Genomic DNA, 15569 nt, shown 5'->3' on the forward strand with positions numbered 1-15569 from the left:
GGAGTGGATTGGCCGTCCAGTGGCCTTTGCCACCGGAGCATCCGATCGTCACCAAACCGCCCCTGCGCTTGGGGGTCATGGCCTCCGGCTCGGGCAGCAACTTCGAGGCCCTGGTACAGGCCTGCCGCTCCGGGCAACTCTCTGCAGAAGTGAGCCTGCTGATCGTCAACAAACCTGATGCAGGTGCCTTTACGCGGGCCGAGGTCCTGGATGTCCCCGCACAGGTATTGGACCACCGGAACTACCCATCGCGGGAGGCGCTCGACCGCGCGCTCGTCACCTCCTTTCGTGCCGCGCAGGTGGACCTGGTGGTGATGGCCGGTTGGATGCGAATCGTGACGCAGGAACTGATCGAGGCCTACCCAGAACGGCTGATCAATATCCATCCGTCGCTGCTGCCGAGCTTCCGGGGGGCGAAAGCGATCCGACAGGCCCTCGAGGCCGGCGTCACCCTGACGGGCTGCACGGCCCATCTCGTGGAATTAGAGGTGGACACAGGGCCGATTTTGGTGCAAGCCGCCCTTCCTGTTTTGGAAGGAGACTGTGAGGCCAGCCTTTCCGAGCGAATCCATCAGCAGGAACATCGGATCCTGCCCCTGGCCGTCAGCCTGGCTGCCCAGCGCCTTGGGCTTTGCGCTCAGGGATAGAAGGGCAGCAGCGGGAGTCCCGTTTCAGCGGGCAGGCCCGCCATCAGGTTCAAGCACTGCACCCCTTGACCGGCTTGGCCTTTGACCATGTTGTCGATGGCGCTCATCACGATCAGCTGACCGGTGCGCTGGTCCACTTGGACCGACAGCAACGCCCTGTTGGTCTGGCGTACCCATTTGGTCGAGGGATAGGTGCCGACCGGTAGAACCTGCACGCAGGGGGCGTGGCGATAGGCCGCCTCGAGCAGCGTTGTGCAGTCCTCCGCGGTCAGTCCTGGATCGCGCATTCGGCCATAGACCGTGGCGAGTAGGCCGCGCACCATCGGCGTGAGGTGTGGAGTGAACTGCAACTGAATGCTCGTACCCGCGGCTCGGCTGCAGAGCTGCTCGATCTCACTGGTGTGGCGGTGCCCCACGACGCCGTAGGGGGAGATGCCTTCCGAGGCCTCCGCCAGGAGGAGATGCTCCTTCGCGGCCCGGCCGCCGCCGCTGGTGCCTGTCTTGGCGTCGATGACGATGCCGCTGGTCTCAATCAGACCCTGCTTCAAGAACGGGGTCAAAGCCAACAGGCTGGCGGTGGGGAAACACCCAGGAGCCGCCACCAGGCGTGCCGCAGCAATGCGCTGCTGATCCCACTCCACCAGGCCGTAGACGGCTTCCTGGCAAAGGTCCGCGTCAGTTCTAGGGAAGCTGCTGGCCTCGGAGGCATAGACCTCCTTCCACTGATCCAGGGAGCTGTAGCGATAGTCAGCGGAGAGGTCGACCACCTTGACCCCACGCTCGAGCAGCGCAGGGGCGAGGCGGGAGGCCAGGCCATTGGGAAGGCTGAGGACCGCGAAGTCAGCGGCCTCGGCAATCGCATCCACCTCCGGGTTCTGCACCACCGGATCGCCTGGCAGTGGCAAAAACGGAGTGAGCTGACTCCAACGCTTGCCGCTGCTTCGCTCGCCCCCCAGGAAGCTAACGGTCAATTCCGGATGGCCCTGGAGCAGCCGGAGGGTCTGCAAACCGCCGTAGCCCGAGGCCCCAATCACGGCGACGCGCTGACTTGCCATGGCTTGCACTGGGGAAGGCCGATCGTACCGGGCTCTATAAAAGTGTCAGTGCACCTGGCCGTCGGGCCCGCCTTCCCTGAACCAGCCCCTGACTCAGGACTCGTTTGTCTTCGATTCCATCGCCGACGGTCTGGCCGCGATCCGCAATGGCGAAATGGTCGTGGTGGTGGACGACGAAAACCGGGAGAATGAAGGGGATCTGATCTGCGCTGCCCAGTTCGCTACACCGGAGCAGATCAACTTCATGGCCACCGAGGCGCGGGGCCTGATCTGTCTGGCGATGGAGGGTGAGCGTCTCGACGCGCTCGACCTGCCACTGATGGTCGATCGCAACACCGACAGCAATCAAACGGCCTTCACCGTCAGCGTGGATGCAGGCCCCGAGAACGGCGTCTCCACAGGCATCTCAGCGGAAGACCGGGCCCGCACGATCCAAGTCGCCATCCACCCGGGGACCCGTCCGAACGACCTGCGCAGGCCGGGCCACATCTTCCCCCTGAGGGCGAAGCAAGGGGGCGTGTTGAAGCGTGCCGGGCACACCGAAGCTGCCGTCGACTTGGCACGGATGTCGGGTCTCTATCCAGCAGGCGTGATCTGTGAGATCCAAAACGCCGATGGCTCCATGGCCCGGCTGCCGCAATTGGCGGAGTACGCGAAGCGCCATGGCTTGCGCTTCATCAACATTGCGGACCTGATTCGCTACCGGCTCGATACGGAGCGCTTTGTTCGGCGCCAGGCCGAAGCCATGCTCCCGAGTGCCTTCGGTCAGTTTCGGGCGATTGGCTATCGCAACGAGCTCGATGGTTCGGACCATGTGGCCATCGTTAAAGGCAACCCAGAACACTCGGCAGGTCCCATCTTGGTTCGGGTGCACAGCGAGTGCCTCACCGGCGATGCCTTCGGCTCCCTGCGCTGTGATTGCCGCCCGCAACTGGAATCCGCCCTGCGGATCATCGAGGAGGCCGGCGAGGGCGTCGTGGTCTATCTCAGACAGGAGGGCCGGGGCATCGGCCTGATCAACAAACTCAAGGCCTATTCCCTGCAGGACGGCGGCTTGGACACCGTCGAGGCCAACGAACGACTGGGCTTTCCGGCGGACCTGCGCAACTACGGCGTCGGAGCGCAAATCCTCAGTGATCTAGGGATTCACCGTCTCAAGCTGATCACCAACAATCCGCGCAAGATTGCAGGCCTCGGTGGCTACGGCCTTGAGGTGGTGGACCGGGTGCCCCTGGTGATGGATCCCGGCCAGCACAACGTCAATTACCTGCAAACCAAACAGGCGAAATTGGGGCACTTGATGGACACCGCCGCCGTCCAAGGACCAGCGGCAGTCCTGGCCTGGAAGCCGAGTTCAGGCCAGGACGAGGCCAACAGTGCGAGCTTGTTTCAGCAGCTCTCCGACTGGGCCGAGCAGCAAGGATTGGAGTTGGAGCGGGAAGAACACTCCCGGGTGTTGGCCCTGATGGATCAGCCGGAATTGGCCGTTCTCGTGAACGGCGGAAATTCTGAAGGCCTGCGACAGATCCTGAGAACCATGGCGGACTGGCCGGAGACCCAAAGCGTGAGCCTGTTGTTGGCGCCCGATGCGCAGCGCAGCTCACATCCGAGCAACACTCTGGAAGCGCAGCGCAGACCGCTCCAGGAATTGCGCTCGGGTCAGGCGGGGGTCCCGTTTGAAAGCGGAGCCCTGCTGCGCTGGTGTTGAGGGAGTGGGGCTGCTGGGCAGCCCCGACCGGCGATCAGCCTTGGATCGTGACCTTGTTGATCCGGCTGCCGTTCTTCAGCGCCAGGACCACGTCCATGTTTCCGGTGTGACCGAAGACGGTGTGGACGCCATCGAGGTGAGGCTGGGCCTCATGGCAGATGTAGAACTGTGAGCCACCGGTGTTCTTGCCGGCGTGGGCCATGGCCAGGGTGCCGGCCTGGTGCTTCTGAGCGTTGATCTCGCAGTCGATCTGATAGCCAGGACCACCGGTCCCGGCCATGCCGCGGGCACCCTCACGGCTGTTCGGGCAGCCCCCCTGGGCCATAAATCCGGGAATGACACGGTGGAAGGCCAGGCCGTCATAGAAGCCGTCCTTGGCCAGTTTCACGAAGTTGGCCACGGTGTTGGGCGCGTCGGCTTCGAACAGTTCCAGTTCGATCGTGCCGGCGTCGGTCTCCATCACGGCTTTGGTCACGGTGAGATCGTCAGCAAACCGCCTCAGTATGGGCGCTCCGGTAGAAGTGATGGGATCTGATCAGTGGTGATGTCCGTCCCCCATTCCGTCGATCTCAGCCAGGCCCGTCTTGGGGTCCTGGGCGGCAGTGGGCTCTACGCGATGGAGGGGTTGGAGGACGTCCAGGAGCTGACCATCGAGACCCCCTTTGGTCCTCCCTCGGATCAACTGCGTCTGGGCCGATTGGGGGGCATGGAGGTGGTTTTCCTGGCGCGCCATGGCCGCCATCACACCTTCCTGCCCACTGAAGTTCCCTACAGGGCCAACATCTGGGCCATGCGCTCCCTTGGGGTGCGCTGGATTCTGTCCCCATCGGCCGTGGGCTCACTCCAGCAGGAGATCCCCCCGTTGGACATGGTGGTGCCCGATCAATTCATTGATCGCACCCGGGAGCGGCCAAACAGCTTTTTTGGCGATGGCGCCGTGGCCCATGTGGCCCTGGCGGATCCCTTCTGCCCCAGCCTCAGCCGCCTGCTGGCGGATGTCGCCGACAGCTTGATGCCGGAGGGCAGGACCCTGCACCGCGGCGGAACCTATCTCTGCATGGAAGGTCCCGCCTTCTCCACCCGGGCCGAGTCCAACCTCTATCGAAGCTGGGGCTGTTCGGTGATCGGGATGACGAACCACACCGAGGCCAGACTCGCCCGAGAAGCAGAAATCGCCTACGCCACCCTGGCGATGGCCACCGACTACGACTGTTGGTACGCGGACCACGACAGCGTGACCGTCGAGATGGTGATCGGCAATCTCAAGGCCAATGCGGCCCTCGCGACCCAGATCGTCAGGACCACGGCGGAGCGGATCGCAGCCCTAAGGCCCGCCAGTGCGGCGCACCACGCCCTGCAGGATGCACTGATGACCCCAGCCGATCAGGTTCCTGCGGCGACTCGAGTGAAGCTCAATCTCTTCACTGAGCCCTATTGGGGGCCGTTTAAGGGTTAAGTCGTTAAGGCCTGCCGGAGGTTGCCGCCACTGCGCTGGAGGACCTCGGCTGCCTGCGCGGCATCCAGCGAGCGGCGGGCCATCACCAGAGCCAACTTCACCGAGCCAGCACTGGCTTCAAGCAGATCTCGTCCCTGCTCGCGGCTCACGTTGGCGAGATCCGAGAGGATGCGCAGCGCCCGATCCTCCAACTTGCTATTGGTCACGGCAACATCAACCATCCGGTTGCCGTAGACCTTCCCCAGGCGAACCATCACGCCGGTACTGAGGATGTTCAAGGCCATCTTCGTCGCGGTCCCGGCCTTCAGACGGGTGGACCCGGTCAGGACCTCGGGGCCGGTGAGCAAGCGAATATCGATGTCACAGGGCATCGGCACCTGCTCCGCAGGAACACAGGCCATCGCAATGGCGAGGGCACCAACGGAACGGGCATGGGCCAGCCCACCATGGACATAGGGGGTCGTGCCCCCTGCTGCAATGCCGACCAGGGCATCGCCCGAGCCAAAGCCCCGCGCTTCGAGGTCAGATCGTCCGGCGTCGAACAGGTCCTCCAGACCCTCAGAACTGCGCAAAAGGGCCGGAGCGCCACCGGCCAGAACCCCCTGCACTAACTCCGGGGCACTGCAGAAGGTCGGGGGACATTCCGCTGCATCGAGGACTCCGAGCCGACCCGAGGTACCAGCACCGAGGTAGAAGAGGCGCCCGCCCGCCTGAAGCCGCTGGGCGATTGCATCGATCGCTTGTGCAAGGGCAGCAGCGGCTCCAGCCACAGCCTCTTGGGGCTTGCGGTCCTCAGCAACAAAGACGCCAACAAGGTCTTCAGTACTCAGCGCGTCCAGTTCGCTGCTGGCTGGATTGACCTGCTCAGTCAGCAGGTGCCCCCGCTGCACATCCTCAAAGGCGCCTGGGCTCACAGCAGACCCTCAAGGCGCCGGCGAAAGGCTTCCAATTCGCTGTCGCCGGTACTGATGGGCTCTTCCGTCGGGACCAAGGGAGCCTCCGCGGTTTGCGTGGTCTCCTGACCTGGCTCGGGTTGATCCCGCCAGGTTGTGGTGTCCATATTTTTCTCTGGAGGAGCAATCAGCAAGCGCTCCTCGGCGGTCTGCGGCAAGAAGCCACTCGGGACGAAGCGCGCTTCGTAACCGGCGCTGGAGCAGAACTCCTCCATCTCCCGCCGCTCGATCGCTTCAACGCTTGGGGTGGGGAAATCCTGAGCCTCCAGCAAACCGGCATAGCGCTCGGCGTCGTCGCGGTCCTCAAACAGCAGGACAACGGTGGAACCATTGAGTTCCAGGGAGTGAATGCCCTCGTTCTCGCTGCCAGCGTCAAAGAGCAGAACGTGAACCGACATCCAGCGCGCACGGGTCAATCACCAGTGTCTCACTGATTCACCGAGCGTTCGCGCTCACCGTCAATTTCCTCTGCGAGCTGTTGCAGCCGGCGGTACAGCGCTTCCTCCGCCTCAGTCAGCCCCTGAGGAACGACCAGGCGGATTTCAACAAGTTGGTCTCCCCGCTGCTCCATCCGCGTCAAGCCGCGGGATCGCAAACGCAGCAAACGACCACTGGAGGAGCCGGGAGGGATGCGCAGCTGCACGGGGCCGTCAAGGGTCGGGACCACAGCGGTGCAGCCCAAGGCACCCTCCGCCGGGGAGAGCTCCAATTGGTAGTGAACCCTTAGACCATCAATGCGCAGGCCCTCGTCGGTGCGCACCCGTAGCTGCAGAAAATGATCTCTGCCCCCCGGGGCGACCCCGGCGAGGCGTAGTCGCCAACCGTCCCCGGCCATCGGCGGAGTCCACACCTCGATCGCCGTTCCATCGGGAAGGTCCAGCTCCACCCGCACGCCCTCGAGGGCCTGCTCAGGGGTGAGATTCACCACCGACTCGAGCTCCTCGCTGGCCACCACCGGAGGGGGCGGCGGTGGCACTGGTGGCGTGACCTCGCCAGTGCCGTACTCCCGAAAGGGCTCCGGTTCCGGAGCGGAAAAGTCCTCATCAGCGTCCTGGTGACGTGGACGTCTGCGCTCTCGATGAAAGAGAACATCGAGATAGTCCTCGAAGTCAGGAAAGCCCGTCGCAAAGGGATCCAGTCCGGCCGAGGCGGCCGTCGCTTCGTCGAGACCGGCTTCCCACTGTTGACGCCGTTGCGGGTCACTCAAGACCGCATAGGCCTCGTTCACCGCCTTGAACTGCTCTTCGGCATGGGGATCATCCCCGTTCAAATCGGGGTGCCAGCGGCGTGCCTGTTGACGAAACGCTCGCTTGAGCGAAGAGGCGTCAGACCCTGGGTCCAGTCCCAGAACGGCCCAATGATTAATGCTGCCCGGTTCGGACATCACAGGACTCACCTCCGTCAGTCCTCAGCCCAGGGATCTCCCTCGTAGGAGCCGTGATTCGGTGTCGTCGGGGTGGTGGTGGGCCTGCGGTCAGCAAAGCGCTCCTCACGGGGCTGCTGGAGAGGCTCGTCATAGGCATCCTCGTAGGGATCAGCGGGTTGATAACGCTCCTCGAAGTAGCCATTGGACTGGTCATAACGCCGGGCCGGTTGCAGCTCCCTCTCCCGGGGGCTTGGAGGCTCTTCCCAGCGCGGGCGAGGGGGATCAAACCGATCGAGGCTTGGACGATCCCAACGGTCTTCCTGCCAACCGCCGCCGTAGCGGGGTTCGCTCCAGGGGTCGCGGGAGCGTCCTGGGCGGTCCCAGTCATCCCAGTCGTCTTCAGCGAAGAGCTCGTCCTTCAGGGAGCCCAAGGTGTTCTTAATGCCCTGGATTGGATTGGCGTCCTGTTTGCGTTCGCTCGCGAGTCGGCGGTTCAGTCCATAGATGGCCTCCTGAAGCTGACTCACGCTGATGTCGAGTTCGCTGAGGTCTCCATCAGCCAACATCTCCTGGACGTCGCGCATGGCGACCTCAACCGCTCGCTGCTGGCGTTCGGCGCCATAGGGACCGAGCTCGAGAGCAGCGTCTCTGAGCCTGCGCTCGGCTTGTCCCACCAAGGTCTGAGCGCGATTGCGCCGATCGATCTCGGCCCGTTTGCGGCGGTCTTCACTGGCCTTCTCCTCGGCCTCAGCAATCAGGGTTTTGATCTCGTCTTCACTGAGATTGGAGCCGCCCTGGATGCTGACGCTCTGCTGACGGCCGGTGGTCCGATCCGTCGCCGAGACCTGGAGTAATCCGTTGGCATCGATGTCGAACGAGACCTGCACTTGAGGCACGCCCCGCGGTGCTGGGGGAATCCCGGACAGCTTGAAACGACCAAGACTCTTGTTTCCATCGGCCATCTGACGCTCGCCCTGGAGCACATGGATCTCGACGGAACTTTGGTTGGCTTCCGAGGTGCTGAAGAGATCGCTCTTGCGAACAGGAATAGACGTGTTGCGCGGAATCAGCACCTTCATCACTCCACCGATGGTTTCCAAACCAAGGGAAAGGGGAGTGACGTCATTGAGCATCAGATCCCGGAGTTCGCCGGTCAGGATTCCGGCCTGTACAGCGGCACCAATCGAGACGACTTCATCGGGGTTCACCGACTGGCAGGGCTCCAGCGGTACGAGGGTTCGCACCATCTGCTGCACCATTGGCATCCGCGTTGATCCACCAACAAGGACCACATCGTCGATGTCCTCCGCGGCAAAACCGGAATCGCGAAGCGCCCTCTGAACCGGTCGAAGCAGGCGATCCAGCAGATCGGGGCAGAGGCCCTCAAAGGTGCTGCGCTCGAGGGTGGTCTCGATATGAAGAGGGCCGTCCTGACCGGTGGCAATAAACGGAAGAGAGATCGGTGTGCTTTGAACACCACTGAGTTCGATCTTGGCCTTCTCAGCCGCCTCAGTCAGGCGTTGGAGTGCCTGGCGGTCCCGGCGCAAATCGATCTCATGCTCCTTTTGGAAGGCATCGGCCAACCAATCAACAATGCGGCGATCCCAGTCGTTCCCGCCGAGTTGCGTGTCTCCACTTGTGGCCTTGACGTCAAAGACCCCCTGGGCAACACGCAGGATTGAGACGTCAAAGGTGCCACCGCCGAGGTCAAAGACCAGCACGCGCTTGACGGTGCTTCGGTCAAAGCCATAGGCCAGTGCCGCTGCAGTGGGCTCATTCAGGATCCGCTCGACCGAAATGCCGGCCAAGCGACCAGCGTCACGGGTGGCCTGGCGCTGGGCGTCATTGAAATAGGCCGGGACCGTAATCACCGCGGCCTCAACCGGTTCACCCAGATAGGTGCTGGCGTCATCCACCAACTTGCGCAGCACGCTGGCAACCAGCTCTTCAGGGGCGTACTCCCGTTCCGTGGCGGGGCAGACCACCCGGACATTGCCCTGATCGTTGGCTCGAACCGTATAGGGAACACTCAGGCTGCCGTCATCCAGCTCATCCCACTGGCGGCCAACGAAACGCTTGAGGTTGGCGAAGGTGTTTCTTGGGTTGAGAACCAGCTGACGCCGGGCCAACTGACCCACCAGCAGCTCCTGGTCCTTGCTGAAGCCAACAACGGAAGGGGTGGTACGGCCCCCCTCGGCACTGGCGATCACCTGCGGACGCCCACCTTCAAGCACCGCAACCACGGAGTTGGTGGTTCCCAGGTCGATTCCAACGATCCGTGCCAACTGCGTTCCTGCGCCCTGGGGCCATCCACGTTGTGCCCCAAAGCTAACGGCAGTGGGGGCTGAGGGATAGATTCCTAGGAGGTTAAGAACCCCATGGCCAGGAGTCCGCGCCTTGAGCTCTTCGCCTTGCGGCGCCGGTCTGCCGCTGAACGGGCGACCGATCGGGGATTCCAGCAACTCGCCGTTGCCCTGGCTGGGGCGGTGGGTCTGTTGGTCTTCGCGATTCTTCTGACGGTCTTCACGGGGGCCTGGGAGGCCATCCAGACCTTTGGGCTGTCCTTCATCACGACCTCGGACTGGGATCCGATCAGTGAGCACTACGGCGCCTTCACCGCCATCTACGGAACGCTGGTCAGTTCAAGCGTGGCGCTGCTGATCGCCGTGCCCCTTGGGGTGGGCACTGCCATTTTTTTGACTGAAAACATCATTCCCAAGGCCATCCGCGAGGTCCTGGGGGTGATGGTCGAACTGCTGGCGGCCATTCCCTCAGTGGTCTTGGGGCTTTGGGCGATCGTCGTAATGGAGCCCTTCCTTCGCCCTTTCCTGACGGATCTCCACCGCTACCTAGGCTGGATACCGCTGTTTTCGACAGAACCCCAGGGTCCCGGCATGGCGCCAGCGTCCCTGATCTTGGTGGTGATGATCCTGCCGATCATTACGGCCATCTCCCGGGACGCCCTACGGCAGGTTCCCGATGGCCTGCGCCAGGCGGCCTACGGCATCGGCACCACCCGTTGGGGAGCAATTTTCCAGGTCATGCTGCCGGCTGCCATTTCTGGCATCACCGGAGGAGTGATGTTGGCGTTGGGGCGGGCCATGGGCGAGACCATGGCGGTCACGATGATCATCGGCAACTCCAACAACTTCAGCTTCAGCCTGCTTGCGCCAGCCAACACGATTTCTTCAATGCTGGCCAACCAATTTGGTGAGGCCGATGGCATTCAGGTGTCGGCCCTGATGTATGCGGCCCTTGTTTTGATGCTGATGACCTTGCTGGTGAACCTATTGGCCCAGCAAGTGGTGAAGCGACTGAGCCTGAAGTACTGAGCCATGACCCTTTCTCAATACGGAAGCCTTCGTTACCGCAACGGCCTGGCCCGCAATCTTTGGAATCGGATCTTCACCACGGTTGCAGCGCTCTTCACCGGACTGGCGGTCCTTCCGCTCGTGCTGGTGCTGGTTTATGTGCTGCTCAAGGGCGGCTCGCTGATCAATTGGCAGCTCCTCACTGAATTGCCACCCCCTCCGGGGCTCGATGGCGGCGGCATTGGTAACGCGATCGTTGGCACCCTGTTGATTACGGCCTTGGCCAGCTTGATCGCCATTCCCGTGGGCGTTGGCGGCGGCATTTACCTGGCGGAGTATTCACGCTCTGGCGGCTTCGCCCAGTTCGTGCGTTTTGGCACGAATGTGCTTTCTGGCGTGCCGTCGATCATCTGCGGCGTCTTTATCTATGGACTCATCGTCAGCACCCGGGTCATTGCTGGCCAGAGCTACAGCGCCGTTGCGGGGGGGATGGCACTGGCTGTGCTGATGATTCCCACGGTGATCAAGACCACCGATGAAGGACTGAAGCTGGTGCCCCAGGAACTCCGCTGGGGTGCCATGGGCGTTGGGGCTTCGAAGGTCGTGACGATTACGCGGGTCACGCTTCCTGCGGCCTTCGCACCGATCGCGACGGGTGTTGTCCTGGGGATCGCCCGGGCAGCGGGCGAGACAGCACCGCTGATCTTCACAGCTCTTTTCTCACCGTTCTGGGCCGATGGGGTACTCAACCCAATCGCCTCGATGTCGGTGCTGATCTACAACTACGCGATCATGCCCTACGAGGCCCAAATCTCCTTGGCTTGGGCGGCCTCCTTCGTCTTGGTGATGATGATCCTGTTGGCCAATCTGCTGGCCCGCTGGATCGGGCGCCTCTCCAGCACCTGATCTGGGCCCTTCCCTCTGCTTTCTCAACACGTCTGAGCACCACGATCGTGATCTCCTCCCCCCCGGCCAGCCCCAACGTCAGCAGCAACGGGGTTTGCCTATCCCTGCAGGATGTCTCGATCAGCTACGGCAGCAAGGAAGCCGTTCGGGGGGTCTATATGGAGATCCCGCGCGGCCAGGTCACGGCCTTTATTGGCCCCTCCGGCTGTGGCAAGAGCACGGTGCTTCGGGCCCTGAACCGTATGAACGACTTGATCGACGGCTGTTCGATCAAGGGTCGCGTCGTCTTCGATCAACAGGACATCTATGCCCGGCACGTTGATCCGGTCGAAGTTCGCCGGCGGATTGGCATGGTCTTCCAGAAACCTAATCCGTTTCCGAAAAGCATCTACGAGAACATCGCCTTTGGTGCCCGCGTGAATGGTTACCAGGGCGATATGGACGAACTCGTAGAGCGCTCCCTCCGCAAAGCGGCTCTCTGGGATGAGACCAAGGACAAACTCAGAGAAAGTGGCTATGCCCTCTCAGGCGGCCAGCAGCAGCGCCTCTGCATCGCAAGGACCATTGCCATTGAGCCCGAGGTCATCTTGATGGATGAACCTTGCTCAGCTCTGGATCCGATCTCCACGTTGAAGATCGAAGAAATGATGCATGAGCTCAAGAAGAACTACACGATTGTGATCGTGACGCACAACATGCAGCAGGCCGTTCGCGTCAGCGATTACACCGGTTTCTTTAATGTCAGCCAGCGCAGTGACCGCGAGAGCAAGGTTGGAGCGCTCGTTGAATTTGCAGAGACGGAGCAAATCTTTAATGCTCCTAAAGAACAGGCCACCCAGGACTACGTCACCGGCCGTTTTGGCTGAGTTCGTTCAAGAATTGGCATGAAAAAGCCGCTCAGAGAGCGGCTTTCCAAACGGAGAGGGAGGGATTCGAACCCTCGATAGAGTTGCCCCTATACAGCATTTCCAGTGCTGCGCCTTCGACCACTCGGCCACCTCTCCGTGAGGGGCTTTTCGCAGCTCCATCTCTGGATCCAAAGACCACAGAAGACGTCGCGGCTGCGCGGGGGCAACGACGAGAATGTAGCAGTCACTGCTCCCCCCGTTGGATTGCTGCTCCATGCACAGTCACCCGATCACGGTTCATTGGCGCCAGGAGAACCGCACGATCCAGCTGAACGTGCCTGAAGGGGAGTACATCCTCAAAAGCTTTGAACAGCAGGGAGAACCCCTGCCCTTCAGTTGCCGCAACGGGTGCTGCACTGCCTGCGCCGTGCGGGTGCTCGAGGGCCAGATCGACCAGCGTGAAGCCCTGGGCCTCTCGAAGGAGATCCGAAGCCGTGGCTACGGCCTGCTCTGCGTAGCAAGGGCCACGGGCCCCCTTGAAGTGGAGACCCAGGATGAGGACGAGGTCTACGAACTGCAGTTCGGACGCCACTTCGGCCGCGGCAAGGTGCGGGCAGGACTGCCCCTGGATGAGGAATGACGCCAGCGATGACGACACGACTGACCGATCAAGCGGCCCAAGGGTCGGGTCTGAGTTCAGCTGAGCTGGAACGCCTCAGTGCCGTGGCCAGGCAGGCGGCTGCGGCAGGAGCAGCCGAGCTGAAGTCCCTGTTTGGACGACTGGAGCGGATCCGCGAAAAGGGCCGTGCCGGTGATCTCGTGACCGAAGCCGATGTGGCTGCCGAGCAGGCGGTGCTGAGGGTTCTTTCAGAGCAGACCCCCGACCTGGGGGTCCTGGCTGAGGAGAGCGGAAGGAAGGAAGGGAAAGACAGCGCCCTGCAGTGGTGCGTCGATCCCCTCGACGGCACCACGAACTACGCCCATGGCTATCCCTTTTTTGGCACCTCCATTGGTCTGACCTGGCGCGGCCAGCCCCTGCTGGGTGCCCTCGCGGTGCCAGCCCTCGAGCGGCTCTATTGGGCCGCCCCTGGCCTTGGCGCCTGGTGCAACGACGAGGCCATACAGGTCAGCAGCTGCAGCAGCCTTGGAGAGTCCTTGTTGGTCACGGGCTTTGCCTATGACCGCCACACCCGCTTGGACAACAACTACGCGGAATTCGCTTACTTCACCCACCGAACCCGCGGTGTCCGCAGGGGTGGTGCAGCGGCTGTTGATCTGGCGTTTGTGGCCCAGGGTCTGCTGGATGGCTATTGGGAGCGCGGTCTCTCTCCATGGGACCTCGCCGCAGGCATGGCCCTGGTGGAGCAGGCCGGTGGCGTGGTCTGTGCCTACGACGGATCCCCCGCTGAATTGGCCAGTGGAAAGCTGATTGCCTGCACGCCTGAGCTGCAACAGGACCTCGTGGATGGGCTTGCTCAATGCAAACCATTGGCGGGCAGCAGCTTTGGTGCGCCCGAGCTGGATCAGCCCACTCCATAGGATCGGGCGACTTCGACCTGGCCTTGCGATGGCACTTCAACCGGCTGCCGGAACCAGGGATCTCAATCCCCGTGAGGTGGACGGCAACCGTTGGCTGTCCGAGCAACTGGGCCAGGTCTATCGCCTCTGGGGATACGTCGAAGTCAGTCCCCCGAGCGTCGAGCGGCTGCAGACCTTGGAGGCCGGTGGTCGCATCAATGACCGGGAAGTGGTTCGTCTTGCCAGCGATGACCCCTTAGGTCTCCGTCCCGAGATGACCGCCTCGATTGCCAGGGCCGCCTGCACACGCATGGCGGAGCTCCCCAGGCCGCTGCGTCTCTGGAGTTGTGGCACCGTCTTTCGCAGCGTTCAAAGCGACACCGGCCAACAGCGCCTTGAAGAGCAACTTCAGAGCGGCGTTGAACTATTAGGCGGTCACGCCAGCGTCGCCGATGCTGAGTTGCTGCGCCTCCTGCTCGCCTGCATCGCCAAGGTCGGCATCGGGGCAGAGCATCGGCCAAAGCTGCTGCTGGGCCACCACGGTGTTCTCTCCGCCCTGCTCAATCAGGTTCCGCCGGAGCAACGCAACGCCGTCAGAAAGGCCCTGATCAGTTTTGATCCGCTTGCTCTGGCCGGCCTGCAGCTGCCAAGCGAGCAACGCCAGAGCCTTGAGCAATTGATGCGTCTACGTGGCGCTCCGGATCAGGTCCTAAGGCAGCTGGAATCGATGCTCGGCCCCTCCAGTGACCTGGAGCACCTCAGCGCCAGCCTCCAGTTGGTGGCCTCCGCTGCAACCGAGGCCCATGTTGAGCTGCAGCTCGACCCCACCTTCCAACCCCACTTCGACCTCTATGACGGTCTGGTGCTGAAGGTCGTCTGCCAGGGCGTCGATGCTCCAGTCGAGATCGCCAGTGGTGGTCGTTACGACGCCCTGGTGGAGCGCTTTGGTGGTGCGGCCTCAGGCCTCGGGTTCAGCTTCGACCTCGAGGCAATCCAGGGACTGCTTGGAACAGAGAACACTGCACCGCAGCAACGGGCCGTCACGCTGCTCAGCGTTCGAGACCTCAGTCAGCTTCCCGCGGCCTTTGCCGCCCAGGCTGAACAGCATGCCAAGGGTCAAGCCTGCATGCTCCTGGATCGCCCCTGTGGCTCAGAGGCTGAGGCACAAGCCGAAGCCGCAGCACGCGGTTGCCAAGCCGTGATCTGGATGGGCTGAGACAGCACCCCCAGCCCAACTCCTTAAGATCCAGCCCACCCCAGCAACCTGCCGATGGCTCACACGATCGTCACCGACGTCTGCGAAGGCGTGGCCGATTGCGTTGATGCCTGCCCTGTGGCCTGCATCAACCCAGGAACGGGAGCCAACGCGAAGGGAACCGAGTTCTACTGGATCGACTTCGACACCTGCATCGACTGCGGCATCTGCCTTCAGGTCTGCCCCGTTGCGGGTGCCATCGTCCCCGAGGAGAAGCCAGAGCTCCAGCGCGCCGCCTAACCCTTAGGTCAGGGCTTAAGCATTTCTTTGGTTTTTGGCCAGGTGCCGCGCTTGAGTGGATCCATCTGCGGTGGTTTTGCCGTGTCCCTTGAGCCAGGCGCGCTGGTCAAATTGAGCGCGAAACCGGATTGCATCTTGCAGCTGGTCAATCTTGATGAGGTCAGCGGTTCTGCCTGGGTCAGACCCTGGCCCCTGCTTCCCAGCCATTCCGCCACCTTCACGGTCTGCCTGAGCGATCTGGATCAAGCCCAGCCGGTTGGTTAAAAGAGTGTGAGGAGATACGCCACTGCTTGAGGTTCTCCTCAA

Annotated in this window: 17 protein-coding genes and 1 tRNA gene; 11 read left to right on the plus strand and 7 right to left on the minus strand. The window is 62.5% G+C overall.

What is annotated here, in order from left to right; translation table 11 throughout:
* Positions 1 to 8 precede the first annotated feature (8 nt).
* Positions 9 to 647 (plus strand): phosphoribosylglycinamide formyltransferase, encoded by a 639-nt coding sequence (gene purN, locus LY254_RS01870; RefSeq protein ID WP_247478508.1) that lies wholly within the window; start codon positions 9 to 11, stop codon positions 645 to 647.
* On the opposite strand, the gene argC is transcribed toward purN, so the two are convergent.
* Positions 638 to 1702, minus strand: coding sequence for an N-acetyl-gamma-glutamyl-phosphate reductase (gene argC, locus LY254_RS01875; RefSeq protein WP_247478509.1), 1065 nt, complete (start codon positions 1700 to 1702; stop codon positions 638 to 640). The genes purN and argC overlap by 10 nt on opposite strands.
* Before the next feature lie 118 nt (positions 1703 to 1820).
* Here argC and ribBA point away from each other — a divergent pair, with 118 nt between their 5' ends.
* A complete protein-coding gene (gene ribBA, locus LY254_RS01880; protein ID WP_247479694.1) occupies positions 1821 to 3410 on the plus strand; it encodes a bifunctional 3,4-dihydroxy-2-butanone-4-phosphate synthase/GTP cyclohydrolase II in 1590 nt (529 codons plus the stop codon).
* A 34-nt stretch (positions 3411 to 3444) separates the two neighbouring features.
* On the opposite strand, the gene LY254_RS01885 is transcribed toward ribBA, so the two are convergent.
* Positions 3445 to 3885: a peptidylprolyl isomerase gene (locus tag LY254_RS01885; RefSeq protein WP_010317065.1), complete on the minus strand. Its 441-nt coding sequence runs from the start codon at positions 3883 to 3885 to the stop codon at positions 3445 to 3447.
* Between the two features lie 69 nt (positions 3886 to 3954).
* Between LY254_RS01885 and LY254_RS01890 the strand changes: the two genes are divergently transcribed.
* Complete coding sequence (locus tag LY254_RS01890; protein WP_247478511.1) at positions 3955 to 4866, plus strand: S-methyl-5'-thioadenosine phosphorylase; 912 nt, start codon at positions 3955 to 3957, stop codon at positions 4864 to 4866.
* On the opposite strand, the gene murQ is transcribed toward LY254_RS01890, so the two are convergent.
* From murQ to dnaK, 4 genes are read right to left on the minus strand one after another with little or no spacing between them, the layout of a single operon-like run.
* Positions 4863 to 5780 carry an N-acetylmuramic acid 6-phosphate etherase gene (gene murQ, locus LY254_RS01895; RefSeq protein WP_247478513.1) on the minus strand — a complete coding sequence of 306 codons (918 nt, stop codon included), beginning with the start codon at positions 5778 to 5780 and terminating at the stop codon, positions 4863 to 4865. The genes LY254_RS01890 and murQ overlap by 4 nt on opposite strands.
* Positions 5777 to 6217: a DUF3110 domain-containing protein gene (locus tag LY254_RS01900; RefSeq protein WP_010317068.1), complete on the minus strand. Its 441-nt coding sequence runs from the start codon at positions 6215 to 6217 to the stop codon at positions 5777 to 5779. Before LY254_RS01900 ends, murQ begins: the two co-directional genes overlap by 4 nt.
* 29 nt (positions 6218 to 6246) lie before the next feature.
* Complete coding sequence (locus LY254_RS01905) at positions 6247 to 7203, minus strand: DnaJ domain-containing protein (RefSeq protein WP_247478514.1); 957 nt, start codon at positions 7201 to 7203, stop codon at positions 6247 to 6249.
* Between the two features lie 17 nt (positions 7204 to 7220).
* Positions 7221 to 9470 carry a molecular chaperone DnaK gene (gene dnaK, locus LY254_RS01910; RefSeq protein ID WP_247478516.1) on the minus strand — a complete coding sequence of 750 codons (2250 nt, stop codon included), beginning with the start codon at positions 9468 to 9470 and terminating at the stop codon, positions 7221 to 7223.
* A gap of 93 nt (positions 9471 to 9563) precedes the next feature.
* Between dnaK and pstC the strand changes: the two genes are divergently transcribed.
* The 3 genes from pstC to pstB are packed head-to-tail and all read left to right on the plus strand — an operon-like array spanning position 9564 to position 12268.
* Positions 9564 to 10517: a phosphate ABC transporter permease subunit PstC gene (pstC, locus tag LY254_RS01915; RefSeq protein WP_247478518.1), complete on the plus strand. Its 954-nt coding sequence runs from the start codon at positions 9564 to 9566 to the stop codon at positions 10515 to 10517.
* A 3-nt stretch (positions 10518 to 10520) separates the two neighbouring features.
* Entirely contained in the window at positions 10521 to 11402 is an 882-nt protein-coding gene (gene pstA / locus LY254_RS01920) for a phosphate ABC transporter permease PstA (protein WP_010317072.1), read from the plus strand.
* A gap of 32 nt (positions 11403 to 11434) precedes the next feature.
* Complete coding sequence (gene pstB / locus LY254_RS01925) at positions 11435 to 12268, plus strand: phosphate ABC transporter ATP-binding protein PstB (RefSeq protein ID WP_371820530.1); 834 nt, start codon at positions 11435 to 11437, stop codon at positions 12266 to 12268.
* 51 nt (positions 12269 to 12319) lie between these two features.
* On the opposite strand, the gene LY254_RS01930 is transcribed toward pstB, so the two are convergent.
* Positions 12320 to 12406 (minus strand) — tRNA-Ser (locus tag LY254_RS01930).
* Between the two features lie 118 nt (positions 12407 to 12524).
* Between LY254_RS01930 and LY254_RS01935 the strand changes: the two genes are divergently transcribed.
* The 5 genes from LY254_RS01935 (at position 12525) to LY254_RS01955 (ending at position 15527) form a co-directional block, all read left to right on the plus strand.
* Complete coding sequence (locus tag LY254_RS01935) at positions 12525 to 12890, plus strand: 2Fe-2S iron-sulfur cluster-binding protein (protein ID WP_247478521.1); 366 nt, start codon at positions 12525 to 12527, stop codon at positions 12888 to 12890.
* 8 nt (positions 12891 to 12898) lie between these two features.
* Complete coding sequence (locus tag LY254_RS01940) at positions 12899 to 13789, plus strand: inositol monophosphatase family protein (protein WP_247478523.1); 891 nt, start codon at positions 12899 to 12901, stop codon at positions 13787 to 13789.
* A 28-nt stretch (positions 13790 to 13817) separates the two neighbouring features.
* Positions 13818 to 14984: an ATP phosphoribosyltransferase regulatory subunit gene (locus LY254_RS01945; protein WP_247478525.1), complete on the plus strand. Its 1167-nt coding sequence runs from the start codon at positions 13818 to 13820 to the stop codon at positions 14982 to 14984.
* 54 nt (positions 14985 to 15038) lie between these two features.
* On the plus strand, positions 15039 to 15263 hold the full coding sequence (locus tag LY254_RS01950; RefSeq protein WP_010317082.1) for a 4Fe-4S dicluster domain-containing protein: 225 nt from the start codon (positions 15039 to 15041) through the stop codon (positions 15261 to 15263).
* An 81-nt stretch (positions 15264 to 15344) separates the two neighbouring features.
* Positions 15345 to 15527, plus strand: a complete 183-nt coding sequence (locus LY254_RS01955; RefSeq protein ID WP_029626309.1) for a hypothetical protein — start codon at positions 15345 to 15347, stop codon at positions 15525 to 15527.
* Positions 15528 to 15569 lie beyond the last annotated feature (42 nt).

Origin of the sequence: Synechococcus sp. NB0720_010 (genome assembly GCF_023078835.1) — a bacterium.
In the GTDB taxonomy this organism is placed as follows: domain Bacteria; phylum Cyanobacteriota; class Cyanobacteriia; order PCC-6307; family Cyanobiaceae; genus Vulcanococcus.